Raw genomic sequence first — 17,627 nt, forward strand, 5'->3', positions numbered from 1 at the left:
AAAGCCCGCACGAGGCGGGCTTTTCGGGACCAGAAGAACCTGAATTACTTCAGCTTCATTTCCTTGTAGTCCACATGCTTGCGAGCAACGGGATCAAATTTCTTGATCAGCATTTTCTCGGGCATGGTTTTCTTGTTCTTGTCGGTCGTGTAGAAGTGACCGGTACCAGCTGTAGATTCCAGCTTGATTTTTTCGCGTCCGCCTTTGGTTGCCATGGTGCTCTACTCCTTAAGCTTGACCACGTGCGCGCAAATCGGCGAGCACAGAATCGATACCGTTTTTGTCGATCAGACGCAAACCGGCGTTGGAAATGCGCAGACGCACCCAGCGGTTTTCGGTCTCGACCCAGAAACGGCGGTATTGCAGGTTCGGCAGGAACCGGCGCTTGGTTTTGTTGTTGGCGTGGGAAACATTGTTCCCCGTCATTGGGCCTTTGCCCGTTACTTCACATACGCGTGCCATGTGGACACTCCGATAGAAACGGTTTTCACTGACGATCAAAACGGTTTGAAAAACAAACCTGTCCGATCTCGCTCAAACCTCACCTCGCCATGAAAAAGGGTGGCGGTAACCCCCCGCCAAGGCTATTGGCGGAACTCACAGAGCGCCCTGAATAGGCAAGCCCCTCACGGGGCGAACTCAGCAAAGCCTTGGATTATAGCCCAAGCGCGAGTTTTGCGGCTAGACGCCGATTTCCACGGGGGCCGCCCCATGCTTCATGGTGTGCGGCGAAGCCAAAATGAGTCCCCGCGGGCCTCGCAATCCGAGCGTAGGCGCTGGTGTGGGGGGGGCTTTATTCTTGTTGTTCCAAGAAGCGCTGGGCGTCCAGTGCAGCCATGCAGCCTGTGCCCGCACTGGTGATAGCTTGGCGGTACACATGGTCCTGCACATCTCCAGCCGCGAATACACCAGGTATGCTGGTTTGAGTGGCGAAGCCTTTCAGGCCGCCCTGGGTCACGATATAACCGTTTTCCAGTTCCAGTTGCCCTTGGAAGATATCGGTATTGGGCGAATGGCCGATGGCGATGAAGCAACCTTTGAGGGTGATGTCTTCGGTGCTGCCATCGGTCGTGCTCTTGAGGCGGATACCCGTCACGCCTGAAGCGTCGCCCAGTACCTCGTCCAAGGTTTTGAAGGTCTTGAGCTCAATCTTGCCCGCGGCTACCTTTTCCATGAGCTTGTCTACCAAAATCGGCTCAGCCTTGAATTTGTCGCGGCGGTGCACGAGGTAAACCTTGCTGGCAATGTTGGAGAGGTAGAGAGCCTCTTCGACAGCCGTGTTGCCACCACCCACTACACAGCAGATTTCATTGCGATAGAAGAAGCCATCGCAGGTAGCGCAGCCGGAAACTCCGCGGCCCATGAAGGCGGATTCGGATGGCAGGCCCAAGTACTTGGCTGAGGCACCGGTGGAGATGATCAGCGAATCGCAAGTGTAAGTGCCACTGTCGCCCGTCAGCGTAAAAGGGCGCTTGGAGAGGTCTACGGCACCAATATGGTCAAACACCACTTCGGTCTTGAAGCGCTCAGCGTGTTCCAGAAAGCGTTGCATGAGTTCCGGCCCCTGCACGCCGTTCACGTCTGCAGGCCAATTGTCGACCTCCGTGGTGGTCATGAGTTGGCCGCCTTGGGCCATGCCCGTGATCAGGACCGGGTTGAGGTTGGCACGGGCAGCATAGACCGCTGCGGTGTAGCCGGCGGGGCCAGATCCCAAGATCAAAACCTTGGCGTGTTTGGTAGAGGACATGTTGTAACCTTTGTGGTCGGAAAGCCGGGTGGCTGGCCGTGTACATTTCGGGGCGGCCCTTGGTGAATCAAGGACCGCTTTGTATCGAACGCATCGATTGTAAGAAACCGGCTTTCACAATTCAGAGACCCTCCAAATGGCAATGCTGAGCAACCAGGAATTGATACGCAGGGTGCCCCTGTTCGCCATGCTCACGTCTGCCCAAGTCGATTCCCTCGCGGCCAATGTGGCCAAGGAGCGCTTCAAGCGCGGAGCGAATGTGGTGGAGCAAGGCAAAACGTCCAATGCCCTTTTTTTGATATTGGCGGGCAGGGCGCATGTGGTGATGACTGACAGCAAGGCCCGCGAGGTGATTGTGGCTACGCTGAAGGCCGGTGACTATATTGGCGAGATGAGCCTGATAGACAACGAGGCGCACTCGGCGACGGTGGTGGCGGACACCCAAATGGACGTGCTGGTCTTGGGGCGCGACGATTTCGCCCGCTGCGTCAGTGAAAACGCAGCTATTGCCTCTGCCGTCATGCGGGGGCTGGTCCAGCGCTTGCGAAATGCAGACCAAAAGATCGTTTCATTGGCGCTCATGGGGGTGTATGGCCGTGTGGCCAATGTGCTGTTGGATACTGCAGAGCCCAATGAGAATGGCGAATTGATGATCCGTGAAAAAATCTCGCGCTTGGATTTGGCCAAGATGGTGGGAGCTTCGCGTGAGATGGTGAGCCGAGTCATGAAAGACTTTGAAGAGCAGGGCTTTGTAAAAACGCTCAAGGATGGTGGTATGCGTGTGTGGGAGCGGCGCTCCACGCCGCGCTGAACCATGCGCCAAACCGGTAGATGCTGGTGATGTGCCAGCCGACTAAATGACCTATTCACTGCATACATTGAATTCTTCCCCTCAAGATGCGTCTCCGCCGGCATCGGGGGCTGCACGCTTCGTGAATGAAATCGCCTTGGTCGCAGGCTTTGTTGCCCTGCTGCTGTGGCTAATTGCGCTTTTGAGTTACTCGCCGCAAGACCCGGCATGGTCGACGTCTGGTACTGGCGTGGCCATGCACAACCAGGTTGGCCGCTTGGGTGCTTGGATGGCCGACGTCAGTTACTTCGTGTTGGGCTTCTCCGTGTGGTGGTGTGTGGCTGCAGGCTGGCGCATCTGGTTGTCTTTGCTGGCGAGTCGTATGCGTGGCGAGGGTAGGAGTGATGCCGCTTCTTCGCAAACCACGCATGGCGCGTGGGTGGTGGTCGGGTTGCTTTTGCTTTTGTGTGCCAGTACGTCATTGGAGTGGTCACGCCTCTACCGCTTGGAGGCTTTTTTGCCCGGTAGCAGTGGTGGGGCGCTCGGGCAGTTGGTGGGGCCGTGGGCACTGCGCTGGTTGGGCTTCGCCGGGGCGGGCTTGGTGGCCATTGCGTTGGGCGTGCTGGGTTCGGCCATGGTGTTTGGTTTCTCGTGGATGCGCACGGCCGAACGCATTGGTGCCTTGTTGGATGGGCTGTTGGAGTCGCGTCGCGAAAAGATCGAAGCCGCACAGGACCGAGAGCTGGGCCAGCTGGCTGTGCGGGAGCGTGAAGAAGTATTTTTGGAAGAGCGCGAGGAGGCCGTGGTTCACTACCAAACGCCCGCGCCGGTGGTGATTGAGCCTGTGATGGTGGAGTTGCCGCCTAGTGAGCGCGTGGCCAAGGAACGCCAGAAGCCTTTGTTCAGTGAAATGCCCGATAGCAAGCTGCCACAGGTCGATTTGCTCGACGGTGCGCAACTGCGCCAGGAAACTGTGGCGCCCGAGACGCTGGAAATGACCAGCCGCATGATCGAGAAGAAGCTCAAGGACTTTGGCGTGGAAGTGCGCGTGGTGCTGGCCCAGCCTGGCCCAGTGATCACCCGCTACGAGATCGAGCCGGCCACGGGCGTGAAGGGCTCGCAGATCGTGGGCCTGGCCAAGGACTTGGCGCGTTCGCTGAGCCTGGTGTCCATCCGCGTGGTGGAGACGATCCCTGGCAAAAACTACATGGCGCTGGAACTGCCCAACGCCAAGCGCCAAAGCATCAAGCTCTCTGAGATTTTGGGTTCGCAGGTCTACAACGAAGCCAAGTCCATGCTGACCATGGGTTTGGGCAAAGACATCATTGGTAACCCCATCGTGGCCGATCTTGCCAAGATGCCGCACGTGCTGGTAGCGGGTACCACGGGTTCGGGCAAGTCGGTGGGTATCAACGCGATGATTCTGTCGCTGCTCTACAAGGCGGAGGCGCGCGATGTGCGTCTGCTGATGATCGACCCCAAGATGCTGGAAATGTCGGTGTACGAAGGCATTCCGCACTTGCTGGCACCAGTGGTGACAGACATGCGCCAGGCCGCGCACGGCTTGAATTGGTGTGTGGCGGAGATGGAGAAGCGCTACAAACTCATGAGCAAGATGGGTGTGCGCAACCTGGCAGGCTACAACGTCAAGATCGACGATGCCAAATCCAAGGGTGAGTTCATCTACAACCCGTTTAGCCTGACGCCCGAGAGCCCCGAACCGCTGAACCGTCTGCCGCACATCGTGGTAGTGATCGACGAACTAGCCGATCTGATGATGGTGGTGGGCAAGAAGATTGAAGAGCTAATTGCGCGCTTGGCGCAAAAGGCGCGCGCTGCGGGGATCCATTTGATTCTGGCCACCCAGCGGCCTAGCGTGGATGTGATCACCGGCCTGATCAAGGCCAACATTCCGACCCGCATTGCTTTCCAGGTGAGCAGCAAGATCGATAGCCGCACCATCCTGGACCAAATGGGCGCCGAAGCCTTGCTGGGCATGGGTGACATGCTCTACATGCCCAGCGGTACCGGCCTGCCGATTCGCGTGCACGGTGCCTTCGTAAGTGACGAGGAAGTGCACCGCGTGGTCAGCTACCTCAAGAGCCAGGGTGAGCCCGACTACATCGACGGCGTGCTGGAAGGCGGCACGGTGGACGGCGAAGACGGCGAGGGCGGTGGCGATGCAGGTGGCGAAAAAGACCCGATGTACGACCAAGCGGTGGAGGTGGTGCTCAAGAACCGCAAGGCCAGCATCTCGCTGGTGCAACGCCACCTCAAGATCGGCTACAACCGCGCCGCACGGCTGGTGGAAGATATGGAAAAAGCCGGTCTGGTGAGTGCCATGAGTGGTAGCGGCCAACGTGAAATTCTGGTGCCAGCCCGAAGTGAGTGAGCTGGCGGGGTAGACCACTTTGCCAAGCGAATGTGCACTGACCCCAACCGACCAATGACGAACTAAGATGAAACACATTGCTCTTATTTTGATAGCTGCTTGCGCAATATCGGCGAGGGCTGGAGGTCTGGAAAGCTTGGAAGCCTTCGTCAAGACGGTGAAGAGCGGGAAAGCCGAGTTTTCGCAGGTGGTGACCTCCCCCGCCAAGGAAGGGCAAGTTGCGCGCAGCAAGGTGTCCAGCGGTAGCTTTGAATTTGCGCGACCCAGCCGTTTCAAGTTCGTCTACAAAAAGCCGTTCGAACAAACCATCGTGGCCGACGGGCAAACGCTTTGGTTGTTTGATGTAGACCTGAACCAGGTGACCGCGCGCAAGCAGTCATCCGCACTGGGCTCTACGCCCGCCGCGCTGATTGCAGCGGCGCCCGACCTGAAAGCATTGCAAGCCGACTTTGCCTTGGCCGACGCGCCCGACAAGGACGGCCTGCAGTGGGTGCAAGGCACACCCAAAGCCAAGGACAGCCAGTTGCAGCAGGTGCGTGTGGGTTTTAAACAAGACCAATTGGCGGTGCTGGAGATTCTGGACAGCTTTGGCCAGCGCTCGGTGCTGAATTTTGTGGGCTTTCAGCCCAACGCCGCGCTGGATTCGGGCGCCTTCCAGTTCAAGCCACCCGCTGGCGCGGACGTGGTGCGCCAGTAAGGGCATCCCATGGCATCGTCGCCATCCAAACACCAGCCGCTGGCCGAGCTGTTGCGCCCCAAAACGCTGGGTGAGGTGATTGGTCAGCAGCACTTGCTGGGCGAGGGTATGGCGCTGCGCCTGGCGTTCGAGTCGGGCCAGCCACACAGCTGCATTCTGTGGGGGCCGCCAGGCGTGGGCAAAACCACGATTGCGCGGCTGATGGCCGATGCGTTTGACGCGCAGTTCATCACCATCAGCGCGGTGCTGGGTGGTATCAAGGATATCCGGGAGGCCGTCGAGCAGGCCCAGCACGCCCGCGACGGGCTGGAGCAGCGCCGCACCATTGTGTTTGTGGATGAAGTGCATCGCTTCAACAAAAGCCAGCAGGACGCGTTTCTGCCGCATGTAGAGAGCGGGCTGTTCACCTTCATTGGTGCCACCACTGAGAACCCCTCCTTCGAGGTGAACTCTGCGTTGCTGTCCCGCGCCGCGGTGTATGTGCTGCAGCCGCTGGATGCTGACAATTTGAAGCAAATAGTGGCCCGGGCCCAGGTGGAGTCTGCGCTACCAGCTATCGAAACCGTAGCGTCTGATCGCCTGATTGCCTACGCCGATGGGGACGCCCGGCGCCTGCTCAATACGTTGGAAACGCTGGCTGTGGCGGCGGTGCAGGAGAAGGTGGGTGAGATCACCGACGTCTGGCTGCTCAAGGTGCTGGGCGAGCGTATGCGCCGCTACGACAAGGGCGGCGAGCAGTTTTACGACACCATCTCGGCCCTGCACAAAAGCGTGCGAGGCTCGGATCCCGATGCCTCGCTGTACTGGTTTGTGCGCATGCTCGACGGCGGAGCTGACCCACGCTACATGGCGCGTCGCCTGATCCGTATGGCAGCCGAAGACATAGGCCTGGCCGACCCGCGCGCGCTGCGCATGGCGCTGGACGCGGCCGACGTGTACGAGCGCCTGGGCACGCCAGAGGGTGAGTTGGCACTAGCCGAATGCGTGATTTACTTGGCCGTAGCTCCCAAATCAAATGCGGTTTACAAGGCGTTCAACGAAGCCAAGGCATTTGTAAAGAAAGATGGCACGCGCCCCGTGCCCATGCATCTGCGCAATGCGCCTACCAAACTCATGAAAGAGCTGGACTACGGCAAGGGCTACCGCTACGCGCATGATGAAGAAGGGGGCTTTGCAGCGGGTGAACAGTATCTGCCGGACGGCATGGCTGATGCGCAGTTTTACCGGCCCGTGGAGCGCGGGCTGGAGATTCGTATTGGTGAGAAGCTGCGCGAGCTCAAAGCGCGCAATCAGAAGAAAAACTAATAGTGCATGAAATGCGCCATGAGTTGCCAAATCGGCATGGCAGTCAAGGGTAAACCCACCCCGCGGCCCCGAGCCCCCCCCAGCGCGACCTCGCTAGAATCGCGGCACTGCTTTGGCCTGCACCGCCAGTGAACCTGACGTGGCAGGCTTATTGCTTTCGATGGTCTAACGCCACCAGTGTTAACGGCCATGCCGTTCGCACACAAGAACAACGGAGTTTTCTATGGATATTTTGATACAGCAGATCATCAACGGTCTGGTGTTAGGTAGCATGTATGCGCTCATCGCGTTGGGCTACACGATGGTGTACGGCATCATCAACCTGATCAACTTTGCCCACGGCGAAGTCGTGATGGTGGGGGCTCTTACCAGTTGGACCATGATTGGCCTGATGCAGGATGCGATGCCCGGTACCCCGGGCTTCATCATCCTGTTCCTGGCCCTCATCATTGCCTGCGTGGTCGCTGCTACCCTCAACTTCGTCATTGAGAAGGTGGCTTACCGCCCTCTGCGGAATAGTCCCAAACTAGCCCCGCTTATCACCGCCATCGGCATGTCCATCTTGCTGCAAACGCTGGCGATGATCATCTGGAAGCCCAATTACAAGTCCTACCCGACGCTCTTGCCCAACACCCCCATTGATATTGCCGGTGCGGTCATCACCCCAACGCAAGTCATGATTCTGGGTGTGACGGCTGTGTCTTTGGCACTGCTGATGTGGTTGGTGAACTACACCAAGCTGGGCCGCGCCATGCGCGCCACGGCCGAGAACCCCCGTGTTGCGGGTCTGATGGGCGTGAAGCCTGACATGGTGATTTCCGCCACCTTCATCATTGGTGCCGTGCTGGCCGCCATTGCCGGTGTGATGTATGCGTCCAACTACGGTACCGCACAGCACGCCATGGGCTTTTTGCCCGGCCTCAAGGCCTTTACCGCCGCTGTGTTCGGTGGGATCGGCAACCTGGCCGGTGCCGTGGTCGGCGCCATTCTGCTGGGCCTGATCGAGTCGATTGGTGCCGGTTACATCGGTGCACTGACCGGCGGTGTATTGGGCAGCCATTACTCCGACATCTTTGCTTTCGTTGTTCTGATCATCGTGTTGACACTGCGCCCCTCCGGCTTGCTGGGTGAGCGTGTAGCCGATCGTGCCTAAGGAGACCCAACACATGAATTCTCAAAAACGACTGATCACCATGCTGGTGGCTGCAGCAGGTTTGCTGATTCTGCCGCTGGTATTGCAAGGTTTTGGTAACGCCTGGGTGCGTATTGCCGATATGGCGCTGCTGTTTGTGCTGCTATCTTTGGGCCTGAACATCGTGGTCGGCTATGCGGGCCTGCTCGATCTGGGTTACGTGGCGTTCTTCGCCATTGGTGCCTATATGTTTGGTCTGATGGCTTCACCCCATTTGCCAGAAACCTTCCCTGCCATTGCCGCCATGTTCCCCAATGGGTTGCACACCCCGTTGTGGGTCGTGATTCCGCTAGCGGCAGCCTTGGCCGGTGTGTTGGGCATCTTGCTGGGTGCCCCTACCTTGCGTCTGCGTGGCGATTACCTCGCCATCGTGACCTTGGGCTTTGGTGAAATCATCCGTGTGTTCTTGAACAACTTGGACCACCCCGTCAACATCACCAACGGCCCCAAGGGCATTGGACAGATCGACGCGATCCAGTTTTTTGGCATCAGCTTGGGCAAACGGCTCAACATTGCGGGATACGAGCTCTCGTCCGTCACGCTGTATTACTACCTGTTCCTTACTTTGGTGGTGGTCAGTGTGATCATTTGTCACCGACTGGAGCTGTCCCGCGTGGGCCGTGCCTGGATGGCAATTCGTGAAGACGAAATTGCTGCCAAAGCCATGGGCATCAACACCCGCAATGCCAAGCTGCTGGCCTTCGGCATGGGCGCTACTTTTGGTGGTGTGTCTGGTGCCATGTTTGCTGCGTTCCAGGGTTTCATTTCGCCCGAATCCTTCAGCCTGATGGAGTCGGTGATGATTGTGGCTATGGTGGTGTTGGGTGGTGTAGGCCATTTGCCCGGTGTCATTTTGGGCGCGATCTTGCTATCCGCCCTGCCTGAAGTGCTGCGTTATGTGGCAGGGCCTTTGCAAGCCATGACCGGTGGCCGTCTGGATGCTTCCATTCTGCGTCAACTGCTCATCGCCCTGGCCATGATCAGCGTGATGCTGCTGCGCCCCCGCGGCCTGTGGCCTGCGCCTGAGCACGGCAAATCATTGCAAAACGCCAAAACCTGAACCTTGCAGGGCAGCCCGGCGTATGCGCTTGGAGCTGCCCTCCACTGAATGGAATCCAACATGACAGATACAGTATTGAACGTCTCCGGCGTTTCCAAGCGGTTTGGTGGTTTGCAAGCCCTGAGCGACGTCGGCATCAAGATCGAACGCGGCCAGGTCTACGGCCTGATCGGTCCCAATGGCGCCGGCAAGACCACCTTCTTCAACGTGCTGACCGGGCTCTACACGCCTGACAGTGGCAGCTTTGAGCTGGCCGGCAAGGCCTACCAGCCTACCGCAGTGCATACCGTGGCCAAAGCCGGTATTGCGCGTACCTTCCAGAACATCCGCTTGTTCGCGGAAATGACTGCGCTTGAAAACGTGATGGTGGGTCGGCATATCCGCACCCACTCTGGTTTGCTGGGTGCGGTGTTCCGTACCCCCGGCTTCAAGGCCGAAGAGGCTGCCATTGCCAAGCGTGCACAAGAGCTGCTGGACTATGTGGGCATTGGCAAGTTTGCCGATTACAAGGCCCGCACCCTGAGCTATGGCGACCAGCGCCGCCTGGAAATCGCCCGTGCCCTGGCCACCGACCCGCAACTGATTGCACTGGATGAACCCGCCGCTGGCATGAATGCGACCGAGAAGGTCATGCTGCGCGAGCTGATTGACCGTATCCGCAATGACAACCGTACCATTTTGCTCATCGAACACGATGTGAAGCTGGTGATGGGTCTGTGCGACCGTGTGACGGTGCTGGACTACGGCAAACAAATTGCCGAGGGCACCCCTGCCGAAGTGCAGAAGAACGAAAAAGTGATTGAGGCCTACTTGGGCACGAGCGGCCACTAAGGAAATAGCATGACAACCCAGACTCTGCTCAAAGTTAAAGGCCTGAAGGTCTCGTATGGCGGCATCCAGGCCGTCAAAGGTGTGGATTTCGAAGTCCACGAAGGTGAACTGGTGTCCCTGATTGGCTCCAACGGTGCTGGCAAGACCACCACCATGAAGGCCATCACCGGTACCCTGCCCATCAATGCGGGCGATATCGAATACCTCGGCAAAAGCATCAAGGGCCAGGGCCCTTGGGACTTGGTGAAGCAAGGCCTGGCCATGGTGCCGGAAGGTCGCGGTGTGTTCACCCGCATGACCATCATCGAAAACCTGCAGATGGGTGCCTACATCCGCAACGACAAGGATGGTATTGCGGCGGATATGGAAAAGATGTTCACCATCTTCCCGCGCCTGCGTGAACGCAAGGACCAGCTGGCCGGCACCATGTCGGGTGGCGAGCAGCAGATGCTGGCCATGGGCCGCGCACTAATGAGCCGCCCCAAGGTGCTGCTGCTGGACGAACCCTCCATGGGTCTGTCCCCCATCATGGTGGACAAGATTTTTGAAGTGGTGAAAGACGTGTACGCCCAGGGCGTGACTGTGCTGCTGGTCGAGCAAAACGCCAGCCGCGCGCTGTCCATTGCCAACCGTGGTTACGTGATGGAGTCCGGCATCGTCACCATGACCGGCAACGCTGCCGACATGTTGACCGATCCCAAGGTGCGTGCCGCCTACCTCGGCGAGTAAACCCGCTTCAGCTTCCGGAGACTGCTCCGGAATCCACGCAGGTGTAGCGAGGCAATCTTGCCAAGCTACACCTTGTTACTTGGCTTTGCATTGCCGATGTCAGAGCAGTCGTTGTGGCCTGCGTTGTAAGCGCATGGAGTTTTTCCATGCACAACCCAGGAGTTCACGATGAAAGTTCATGCTTTGCTGACCAGTTTGGTGCTGTTGGCTTCCGGCGCAGTTTTTGCGCAGACTACGCCCAAAGATCCACTCGCTACGCCCAAGATCGACCAACGCGAGGCCAATATGGAGAAGCGTGTGGAGCAGGGCACAAAATCCGGCCAGCTGACGCCCCACGAGGCCAAACGCCTGAACCGCGAAGATGCTCTGGTGGATCACGCCCAAGCGAAAGCCGCTGCGGATGGCGTGGTAACGGCCCAGGAGCGCAAGCGCATTGGGCACCTGCAGCAAGCCCAAAGCAAAGAGATTCGCCAGCAAAAACACGATGGTCAAACCGATCTCAACCACAACGGCAAGCGTGATCGCAAACACCGCCCTTCGCAATCGGGCTCTTGAACGAACGATGTGTTCCCCTCACGAAGCAGACTTGTCTGCTTCGGAGGTAAATGCATCGGCAAAGAAATTGTCCTCAGGCAGCCCTGCCATGTGGGTAAAGTCCCTGCGGGCGGACTCCACCACAATGGGGGCTCCGCATGCATACACGTGATGGCCCGACAAGTCTGGCATGTCATCCAGCACCGCACGGTGTACAAAGCCGGTACGGCCCACCCAAGCGTCTTCGGGTTGCGCGTCAGATACCACTGGCACGTAGCGTAGCTGGGGCATTAGCGCCTGTTGGGCGCGCAACCATGCGTCCATGTACAAATCGGCCGGCCGCCGCCCGCCCCAATACACAGTTACCGGACGCTGCATGTCGTGCTCCTGCATGTGCTCCAGCAGTGCCTTGATCGGGGCGAAGCCAGTACCGGATGCCAGAAATACCAGAGGAGCCTCGGAATCTTCACGCAGGAAGAAGGAGCCGAACGGACCCTCGATGCGCAGGATTTCTTTTTCCTTCATGGCGCCAAACACATGGTCGGTGAACTTGCCTCCGGGCATGTGGCGGATGTGCAGCTCCAGCGCATTGCCTTGACCGGGAGCGTTGGCCATCGAGTAGCTGCGGCGTGCGCCATCGCGCAGAATAAATTCCACATACTGGCCGGCGCGGTACAGAAAACTGTCATTGGCCGGTAGTTGCAGGTTTAACACCATAACGTCGTCGGACATACGCGTCATCGTTGTCACGCGTGTGGGCATTTTTTTGATGGGCAGAGCACCTTGTTCGGTCACTTGGCGCGACTCCAGAACCACATCACTCAGGGGTACTGCGCAACAAGTCAGGATCAGGCCTTGCGCTGCCTCTTCCACGCTCAGCGCTTTGGCGTGGTAAGGCCTATGCAAGACGTCGCCCCTGATTTTTTTGCATTTGCAGGAACCGCACGCGCCGTCCTTGCAACCGTAGGGTAAGCCAATGCCGTGCCGTATGCCAGCGGTCAAAATGGCTTCGTCGGAGTCCGCGGTAAACACTCGGCCGCTGGGCTCTACTGTGATGGTGAATGCGGCGTGGCTGGCAGGGTGAACGGTCATCTTTTGGGTATCCTTGGGGGCTCTCAAGTCATCAGCCCTCAATTTTGCCTTCAAACCAATCTCCTCTCGGTGCCTTGCCCTCCCGCTTTCGCAAAGAGCGGGTGTTGGTGCTGGGCTGTGGTGACATCGGTGTGCGTATGCTCAAGGCCCAGCGCACACAGGCTCGGTGGATGGCACTGACTTCCTCTGCGCAACGTGTCCCCGTGCTGCGCGCAATGGGTGCGACGCCGCTGCAAGGCAATTTGGACAAACCCCATACCTTGCGTCGTTTGGCTGGGATTGCCCACCGGGTGGTTTATTTGGCGCCCCCCCCGTCTGAAGGTTGGACGGATCCCCGTGCCTTGGCATTGGCGCGCGTGTTGCGCTGCCGCAGTGCGCCGGTCAGCGTGGTGTATGCCTCCACCAGTGGTGTGTATGGAGATCGTCAGGGCGATTGGGTCTCCGAGACCTGTGCCCTGGCGCCCCAGACACCCCGAGCCCAGCGCCGGGTACAGGCTGAGTACGCCATGCGCTTTTGGGGGCGCAGCAGTGGGCTGCGGGTGTCGGTATTGCGGATTCCGGGTATTTACGCGCCAGACCGGGAGGGTGGCACACCGCAGGCCCGTCTGGCCAAGGGTACGCCCGTGCTGTTGCCGGCTGAAGATGTGTACACCAACCACATCCATGCCGATGACCTGTCCCGCGCCTGCTGGCGTGCCTTGTGGTTGGGCCGGCCTCAGCGCTTGTACAACGTGAGCGACGAGTCGGAACTCAAAATGGGTGACTACTTCGACCTAGCCGCCGACCTATATGGTTTGTCGCGCCCACCCAGGGTGTCGCGCACCAGCGCCCGTGAGCTGCTGCCGGTGATGCTGCTGAGCTTCATGGATGAATCGAGGCGGCTCGTCAACACGCGCATGGCACAAGAACTCCGTTTGCAGTTGCGCTATCCCACCGTGCAGACTGGGTTGTTATCCGGCGCCTGATGCACGTCTGTCACGCCAGCGGTAGGCGTGCACCAAGCCCTTCCAAACCAACCAACTTGTGACCAGGGTGATGGGGTAGGCCCACAGCACATCGCTGAACCAGTGCGCCACGTCTGACATGCGCGCAAAGCCAATCCCCAGGCCCGCCCCGGTGCCTGCCAATGCCCACAGCGTTTGGCGGCGGCGATGTATCAGCAGCAAGGTGGTGAAGAAGAATCCGCAAGCAACGTGCCCGCTGACAAAGGAGCAGTTGTTGTTGCACTGGTCGGTGATGACTGCTGCGCGCGTGAATTGTTGCTCCCCGCCAAAGTGCTCCACCTGGTAGGGACGGGCACGCTGCCAGTGTTCCTTGAATACGGCATTGACCACCACGCCCGGCCCCATGATGCCGGCTACCACCACAAACGCCAGTGGCAGACGCCAAACTTTCCAGCGTTTGCCAAATGTCACGACGAGCCAGGCCACAAAGCAGACGGCAAGGCCAATGCGAAACAGTGCGGGAACATAAAGGTTGATATCCACTACCCACCACCAGTCAGCAGAGGCGATGGTGGGTGACGCGCCGGTAAACAGTGCTGCCAATGCCAAGTCTGCGGCAGGCCAGATCGTTGGCACCATGGCGGCTGCGACCGAAAGTGCCAAAACCACGAAAAACAGACGGGGTGTGTGTGGAGCCTGGCTCGCGGTCTCTGGGGGCATGGTCAGCTTCATCGGGGGAGGAAAGTCGATGATTGTGATGCAATTGTCGGAGTGATTAAGATGGGTGCCCCTTCATTACCTTGTATCCGTATGGCTTTACTCACTTTCTGTCGGTGGTCCGGGTTTGCATGGCTGGCGGTAGTGTTGTCTGCCTGCGCAGTCCCAACGCCCTCGTTCAGGGCGGCGCCAGCGTCCGGCGCTGCACTGGTTGGCAACGAATGGGTGGCAAGCCAGATCGACGGCGTGACGGCATTGGTAGAGCCGCTACCGCGCCTGCGTTGGTTATCTGCCGAGCAAATCGCCGGCACTGGCGGCTGCAACGGTTTTGCGGGCCGTGCTGTGGTGAACCAAGGCGCATTACAGGTCGGGCGTTTGGCGGCGACGGGGCGCTTGTGCATGGCCCTCCCGCAAGGTGGCCAAGAGGACCGTTTTTTTAAGGTATTGGAATCGGCACGTATGGTGCGGCTGATCGACGGAGAGTTGGTGCTGCAGGACGTTTCGGGCCAACAGTTGGCCCGTTTCTCCAAAAAGTCACCTTGACCGTGTATAGCGCGTCATTAGGCCGCTGTCACCAAAGGTAGCCGACGCTGTCGTTGGCTTGTCAGCGCAAACACTGCGTTGGCCACCGCGGGCGCAATAGGCGGCAAGCCAGGTTCCCCAACCCCACCTGGTGCCCGTGTGCTGGGGACGATGTAGGTTTCCACTTTGGGCGCTTGTGCCAATTGCACCATGGGGTAGGTCGGAAAATTGTTCTGCTGCACCACGCCATCTTGGATGTCAATCTTGCCGTAGAGCGCGGCACTCAGTCCAAAGATCACTGCACTCTCCATTTGCTGTGCTACGGTGTCGGGGTTGACCACGGTGCCGCAGTCAATGGCACATACCACGCGGTGCACGCGCGGTATGCCTTCTTGCAGGGACACTTCGGCAATCTCGGCCACGATGGAGCCAAACGATTCGTGCATGGCCACCCCCATGGCATGCCCCTTGGGCAGGGCGCTACCCCATCGGGCTTTGTCGGCCGCCAGTTGCAGCACGGCGGCGTAGCGCGGTGCGTCTTTGAGCAAAACCAGCCGGAATCCCAAAGGGTCCTTCTGGGTGGCTGCAGCTAGTTCGTCGATAAAACTTTCCGAGAAAAACGCATTGTGCGAATGGCCTACAGAGCGCCAGAAGCCGACAGGCACCTCCATCAGCGTGGCCACATGGGCCATGTGTTGGTGGGCAAAGCCGTAGGGCAGGTCAAACAGGCCCTCTGCGGTGGTTTTGTCCGGCATGTCCACCGGGCCCGACAGGGCGGGCAGCCCGCGGGCCATCCAACGCGGGCTGATGGCGTCACCTGCCGACTTGATGCGCAGGCTACTGACTTGGCCTGTGCTGTCGATGGCCGCGCGCAAATCTGCCACATGCATGGGGCGGTAGAAGTCGTGCGTCATGTCCTCCTCGCGCGGCCACAGCAGTTGTACGGGCTTGCCATCGCAGGCCATGGCGACCTGCACGGCCTGGGCTACATAGTCCACCTCCAGCCGGCGCCCAAAGCCTCCGCCCAGCAGCGTGACATGCAGCAGCACATCGTTGGCATCCACACCGGCTACTTTGGCGGCTATGGCGCGTGCCATTTCGGGCACCTGGGTCGGCACCCATACGGTCACTTTGCCATCTTTGACCTGGGCGGTGCAGTTCATCGGCTCCATGGTGGCATGGGCCAGGTAGGGGGCCTGGTAGCTAGCCTCCACCAATTTGGCAGCCGACGCTTCGGCTTGGCTGGCATCGCCTTTCTCGTAAAAGGCGAAACCTTCTTCGGCTTTCAGTGCCTCCTGCATCCGGGCTTCAATGGCTTGGGTGTTCAGGGCTCCATGGGACGGTGCTGCCCATTGCGCTTGTACCGCCTGCACGGCTTGGCGGGCGTGCCAGGTGGTTTGGGCCACCACGGCAAAACCTGCCGTGGAGCCACCCAAGGCGTCCAGGGGAACGACCTTGTGCACACCGGGCAGAGCCAGGGCGGCTTGGGTGTCCAACGCTTTGACACTGCCGCCGATTTGCGGCGCCAAGCGCAGGGCCGCAAACAGCATGCCGGGCTGGCGCACGTCAATGCCAAACTGGGCCGTCCCGTTGGTCTTGGCGGGAATGTCGCCACGCGGTGTGGGTTTGCCCAGCAGGGTCCATTGTTCGCGGGCCTTGAGGCTCACATTCTTGGGGTTGACGCCCGCCGCGCCTGCAGCCAGCTCGCCAAAATGCGCTGACTTGCCCGAGGCATGCTGTACCACCCCGGCGGCAATGCGCAGGTCAGACGCCGGCACTTGCCACTGTTTGGCCGCTGACTCCAGCAGCGCCGCACGCGCCGTTGCCGCTGCCGTGCGCAAGGGCACCCAAGCGTCAGCCACGCTGGACGAGCCGCCTGTGGCATTGATTCCCAGCTCGCGTGCGAGCTTGCCGACAAACCATTCACCCAATTTCACCTTGGTAGGTGGGTTGCCCCCCTCGGACTCCAGCGGGTGGAAAGGCAGGCTGGCGGTGAGCATGGCCACGTTGCCGTAAATCGTGTCGGGCCCTGCCTGTTGCAGTTTCAGTTTGGCCATGGGCAGGTCCAACTCTTCCGCTACCAGCATGGACAGGGCGGTGTGGATGCCCTGGCCCATCTCGCTGCGTGGCATGGCCAGCACCACGGTGCCATCGGTGGCCACCTTGATCCAGCCGTTCAGCGCCACTTCGCCACTTTCGGGCAACATTAATTCCGGGCTCCCCATGCGGGAGCGGGCGGGCATCACGCCCCAACCCACCACCAAGGCGCCGGTGGCGCCCAAGGCGCTCAATAGCCAGGTGCGGCGCTTCATGCTGCGGCTCCTTGGGGCTGGCTCCGCCGCGCGGTGGATGGCGGCGCGCACGCGCTGGTAGGTGCCGCAGCGGCAGATATTGGTCATGGCCTCGTCGATGTCGGCATCGGTGGGCTTGGGTTTGCGGGCCAAGAGGGCGGCGGCTGCCATGAGCATGCCGCTCTGGCAGTAGCCGCACTGGGGCACTTGCTCGGCAATCCATGCGGCCTGCAGGGCGTGCATCTTGTCAGGGCTGCCCAGGGCCTCGATGGTGGTGATCTTCTGGCCCACTACGGCGGAGACCGGCATGACGCAGGAGCGCACAGCTTGGCCATCCACGTGCTGGTGCGGCTTCTCGTTGCCGCACACCGTGGTGTTCAGTCGGCTGTTCGAGTATCGCGCCTGCTGCTTCCAGGCGGTATGTCGTTGAGCGTCGGCTGCTGGTGACTAGCCATTGATCATTTCCGGATATGTTTGCTCCTTGGGTTCTGTTGTCCGCATCTCGGGGGGGGGCGCCGCCAAGTGTAGCTGTCATGGGCTCACAGGGTAATCTCGAGGCATTTACGCTTCCCCAGGCAAAAATGTCAGACGTCTTGCGACCTTCAAACGCATCGTCCCGCTGAACGGACCTCGAATGACGCACTTGCTGGCAAGTTTTGGTCCCGGTCTCTCAATTCCTACTGGGCATGATCGATGTATTTGATTATGGCGCTGGACTGTAAATTTTTCAGCATTGAACGCGGTCAGGAAGACCCGCTTGGTACCTTCGCCTGCTGTTGTAACT

The 17,627-nt window shown here is 59.5% G+C and carries 18 protein-coding genes; 11 read left to right on the top strand and 7 right to left on the bottom strand.

What is annotated here, in order from left to right; genetic code table 11:
* Nucleotides 1-44: 44 nt before the first annotated feature.
* From rpmG to trxB, 3 genes are all read right to left on the bottom strand, one after another.
* A complete protein-coding gene (rpmG, locus tag U5O12_RS13710; RefSeq protein WP_029707149.1) occupies nucleotides 45-215 on the bottom strand; it encodes a 50S ribosomal protein L33 in 171 nt (56 codons plus the stop codon).
* 13 nt (nucleotides 216-228) lie between these two features.
* Nucleotides 229-462: a 50S ribosomal protein L28 gene (gene rpmB, locus U5O12_RS13715; protein ID WP_076198760.1), complete on the bottom strand. Its 234-nt coding sequence runs from the start codon at nucleotides 460-462 to the stop codon at nucleotides 229-231.
* 331 nt (nucleotides 463-793) lie between these two features.
* A complete protein-coding gene (gene trxB, locus U5O12_RS13720; RefSeq protein ID WP_322579184.1) occupies nucleotides 794-1,747 on the bottom strand; it encodes a thioredoxin-disulfide reductase in 954 nt (317 codons plus the stop codon).
* 136 nt (nucleotides 1,748-1,883) lie between these two features.
* On the opposite strand from trxB, the gene U5O12_RS13725 reads away from it, so the two are divergent.
* The 9 genes from U5O12_RS13725 to U5O12_RS13765 all read left to right on the top strand — a co-directional run bounded on the left by U5O12_RS13725 (nucleotide 1,884) and on the right by U5O12_RS13765 (nucleotide 11,298).
* A complete protein-coding gene (locus U5O12_RS13725; protein WP_322579185.1) occupies nucleotides 1,884-2,558 on the top strand; it encodes a Crp/Fnr family transcriptional regulator in 675 nt (224 codons plus the stop codon).
* Between the two features lie 46 nt (nucleotides 2,559-2,604).
* Nucleotides 2,605-4,929, top strand: coding sequence for a DNA translocase FtsK (locus U5O12_RS13730; protein ID WP_322579186.1), 2,325 nt, complete (start codon nucleotides 2,605-2,607; stop codon nucleotides 4,927-4,929).
* A gap of 67 nt (nucleotides 4,930-4,996) precedes the next feature.
* Nucleotides 4,997-5,626, top strand: coding sequence for an outer membrane lipoprotein chaperone LolA (lolA, locus tag U5O12_RS13735; RefSeq protein WP_322579187.1), 630 nt, complete (start codon nucleotides 4,997-4,999; stop codon nucleotides 5,624-5,626).
* Nucleotides 5,627-5,635: 9 nt separating this feature from the next.
* The gene (locus tag U5O12_RS13740; RefSeq protein ID WP_322579188.1) at nucleotides 5,636-6,931 is read left to right on the top strand and encodes a replication-associated recombination protein A; all 1,296 of its coding nucleotides are present in this window, start codon (nucleotides 5,636-5,638) and stop codon (nucleotides 6,929-6,931) included.
* A gap of 223 nt (nucleotides 6,932-7,154) precedes the next feature.
* The gene (locus U5O12_RS13745) at nucleotides 7,155-8,084 is read left to right on the top strand and encodes a branched-chain amino acid ABC transporter permease (RefSeq protein ID WP_105260009.1); all 930 of its coding nucleotides are present in this window, start codon (nucleotides 7,155-7,157) and stop codon (nucleotides 8,082-8,084) included.
* A gap of 13 nt (nucleotides 8,085-8,097) precedes the next feature.
* Entirely contained in the window at nucleotides 8,098-9,183 is a 1,086-nt protein-coding gene (locus U5O12_RS13750; protein ID WP_322579189.1) for a branched-chain amino acid ABC transporter permease, read from the top strand.
* A 60-nt stretch (nucleotides 9,184-9,243) separates the two neighbouring features.
* A complete protein-coding gene (locus tag U5O12_RS13755) occupies nucleotides 9,244-10,014 on the top strand; it encodes an ABC transporter ATP-binding protein (protein ID WP_322579190.1) in 771 nt (256 codons plus the stop codon).
* A gap of 9 nt (nucleotides 10,015-10,023) precedes the next feature.
* On the top strand, nucleotides 10,024-10,743 hold the full coding sequence (locus tag U5O12_RS13760) for an ABC transporter ATP-binding protein (RefSeq protein WP_315473505.1): 720 nt from the start codon (nucleotides 10,024-10,026) through the stop codon (nucleotides 10,741-10,743).
* Nucleotides 10,744-10,911: 168 nt separating this feature from the next.
* The gene (locus U5O12_RS13765; protein WP_322579191.1) at nucleotides 10,912-11,298 is read left to right on the top strand and encodes a hypothetical protein; all 387 of its coding nucleotides are present in this window, start codon (nucleotides 10,912-10,914) and stop codon (nucleotides 11,296-11,298) included.
* 18 nt (nucleotides 11,299-11,316) lie between these two features.
* On the opposite strand, the gene U5O12_RS13770 is transcribed toward U5O12_RS13765, so the two are convergent.
* Nucleotides 11,317-12,369, bottom strand: coding sequence for a CDP-6-deoxy-delta-3,4-glucoseen reductase (locus U5O12_RS13770; RefSeq protein ID WP_322579192.1), 1,053 nt, complete (start codon nucleotides 12,367-12,369; stop codon nucleotides 11,317-11,319).
* Between the two features lie 44 nt (nucleotides 12,370-12,413).
* On the opposite strand from U5O12_RS13770, the gene U5O12_RS13775 reads away from it, so the two are divergent.
* Complete coding sequence (locus U5O12_RS13775; protein ID WP_322579193.1) at nucleotides 12,414-13,334, top strand: NAD-dependent epimerase/dehydratase family protein; 921 nt, start codon at nucleotides 12,414-12,416, stop codon at nucleotides 13,332-13,334.
* On the opposite strand, the gene U5O12_RS21185 is transcribed toward U5O12_RS13775, so the two are convergent.
* A complete protein-coding gene (locus U5O12_RS21185) occupies nucleotides 13,320-13,718 on the bottom strand; it encodes a phosphatase PAP2 family protein (RefSeq protein WP_416221491.1) in 399 nt (132 codons plus the stop codon). The two genes, U5O12_RS13775 and U5O12_RS21185, sit on opposite strands and share 15 nt — an antisense overlap.
* A 405-nt stretch (nucleotides 13,719-14,123) precedes the next feature.
* Between U5O12_RS21185 and U5O12_RS13785 the strand changes: the two genes are divergently transcribed.
* Nucleotides 14,124-14,573 (top strand): META domain-containing protein, encoded by a 450-nt coding sequence (locus U5O12_RS13785; protein ID WP_322579195.1) that lies wholly within the window; start codon nucleotides 14,124-14,126, stop codon nucleotides 14,571-14,573.
* Between the two features lie 17 nt (nucleotides 14,574-14,590).
* Here the strand turns inward: U5O12_RS13785 and U5O12_RS13790 are convergent, their stop codons facing one another.
* Complete coding sequence (locus tag U5O12_RS13790) at nucleotides 14,591-17,212, bottom strand: molybdopterin cofactor-binding domain-containing protein (RefSeq protein WP_322579196.1); 2,622 nt, start codon at nucleotides 17,210-17,212, stop codon at nucleotides 14,591-14,593.
* 192 nt (nucleotides 17,213-17,404) lie between these two features.
* Nucleotides 17,405-17,627 (bottom strand): hypothetical protein (locus tag U5O12_RS13795; protein ID WP_322579197.1); only part of this gene is annotated, 223 nt, incomplete at its 5' end.

The sequence above is a fragment of the Rhodoferax sp. genome (assembly GCF_034519335.1).
In the GTDB taxonomy this organism is placed as follows: Bacteria; Pseudomonadota; Gammaproteobacteria; order Burkholderiales; family Burkholderiaceae_C; genus Allorhodoferax.

What these genes read in the sequence shown, in the direction of transcription:
- lolA (WP_322579187.1), top strand. Translation starts at nt 4,997, where the DNA reads ATGAAACACATTGCTCTTATTTTGATAGCTGCTTGCGCAATATCGGCG.
- U5O12_RS13765 (WP_322579191.1), top strand. Translation starts at nt 10,912, where the DNA reads ATGAAAGTTCATGCTTTGCTGACCAGTTTGGTGCTGTTGGCTTCCGGC.
- rpmB (WP_076198760.1), bottom strand. Translation starts at nt 462, where the DNA reads ATGGCACGCGTATGTGAAGTAACGGGCAAAGGCCCAATGACGGGGAAC.
- U5O12_RS13730 (WP_322579186.1), top strand. Translation starts at nt 2,605, where the DNA reads ATGACCTATTCACTGCATACATTGAATTCTTCCCCTCAAGATGCGTCT.
- trxB (WP_322579184.1), bottom strand. Translation starts at nt 1,747, where the DNA reads ATGTCCTCTACCAAACACGCCAAGGTTTTGATCTTGGGATCTGGCCCC.
- U5O12_RS13760 (WP_315473505.1), top strand. Translation starts at nt 10,024, where the DNA reads ATGACAACCCAGACTCTGCTCAAAGTTAAAGGCCTGAAGGTCTCGTAT.
- U5O12_RS13745 (WP_105260009.1), top strand. Translation starts at nt 7,155, where the DNA reads ATGGATATTTTGATACAGCAGATCATCAACGGTCTGGTGTTAGGTAGC.
- U5O12_RS13770 (WP_322579192.1), bottom strand. Translation starts at nt 12,369, where the DNA reads ATGACCGTTCACCCTGCCAGCCACGCCGCATTCACCATCACAGTAGAG.
- U5O12_RS13750 (WP_322579189.1), top strand. Translation starts at nt 8,098, where the DNA reads ATGAATTCTCAAAAACGACTGATCACCATGCTGGTGGCTGCAGCAGGT.
- U5O12_RS21185 (WP_416221491.1), bottom strand. Translation starts at nt 13,718, where the DNA reads ATGGGGCCGGGCGTGGTGGTCAATGCCGTATTCAAGGAACACTGGCAG.
- rpmG (WP_029707149.1), bottom strand. Translation starts at nt 215, where the DNA reads ATGGCAACCAAAGGCGGACGCGAAAAAATCAAGCTGGAATCTACAGCT.
- U5O12_RS13725 (WP_322579185.1), top strand. Translation starts at nt 1,884, where the DNA reads ATGGCAATGCTGAGCAACCAGGAATTGATACGCAGGGTGCCCCTGTTC.
- U5O12_RS13755 (WP_322579190.1), top strand. Translation starts at nt 9,244, where the DNA reads ATGACAGATACAGTATTGAACGTCTCCGGCGTTTCCAAGCGGTTTGGT.
- U5O12_RS13740 (WP_322579188.1), top strand. Translation starts at nt 5,636, where the DNA reads ATGGCATCGTCGCCATCCAAACACCAGCCGCTGGCCGAGCTGTTGCGC.
- U5O12_RS13785 (WP_322579195.1), top strand. Translation starts at nt 14,124, where the DNA reads ATGGCTTTACTCACTTTCTGTCGGTGGTCCGGGTTTGCATGGCTGGCG.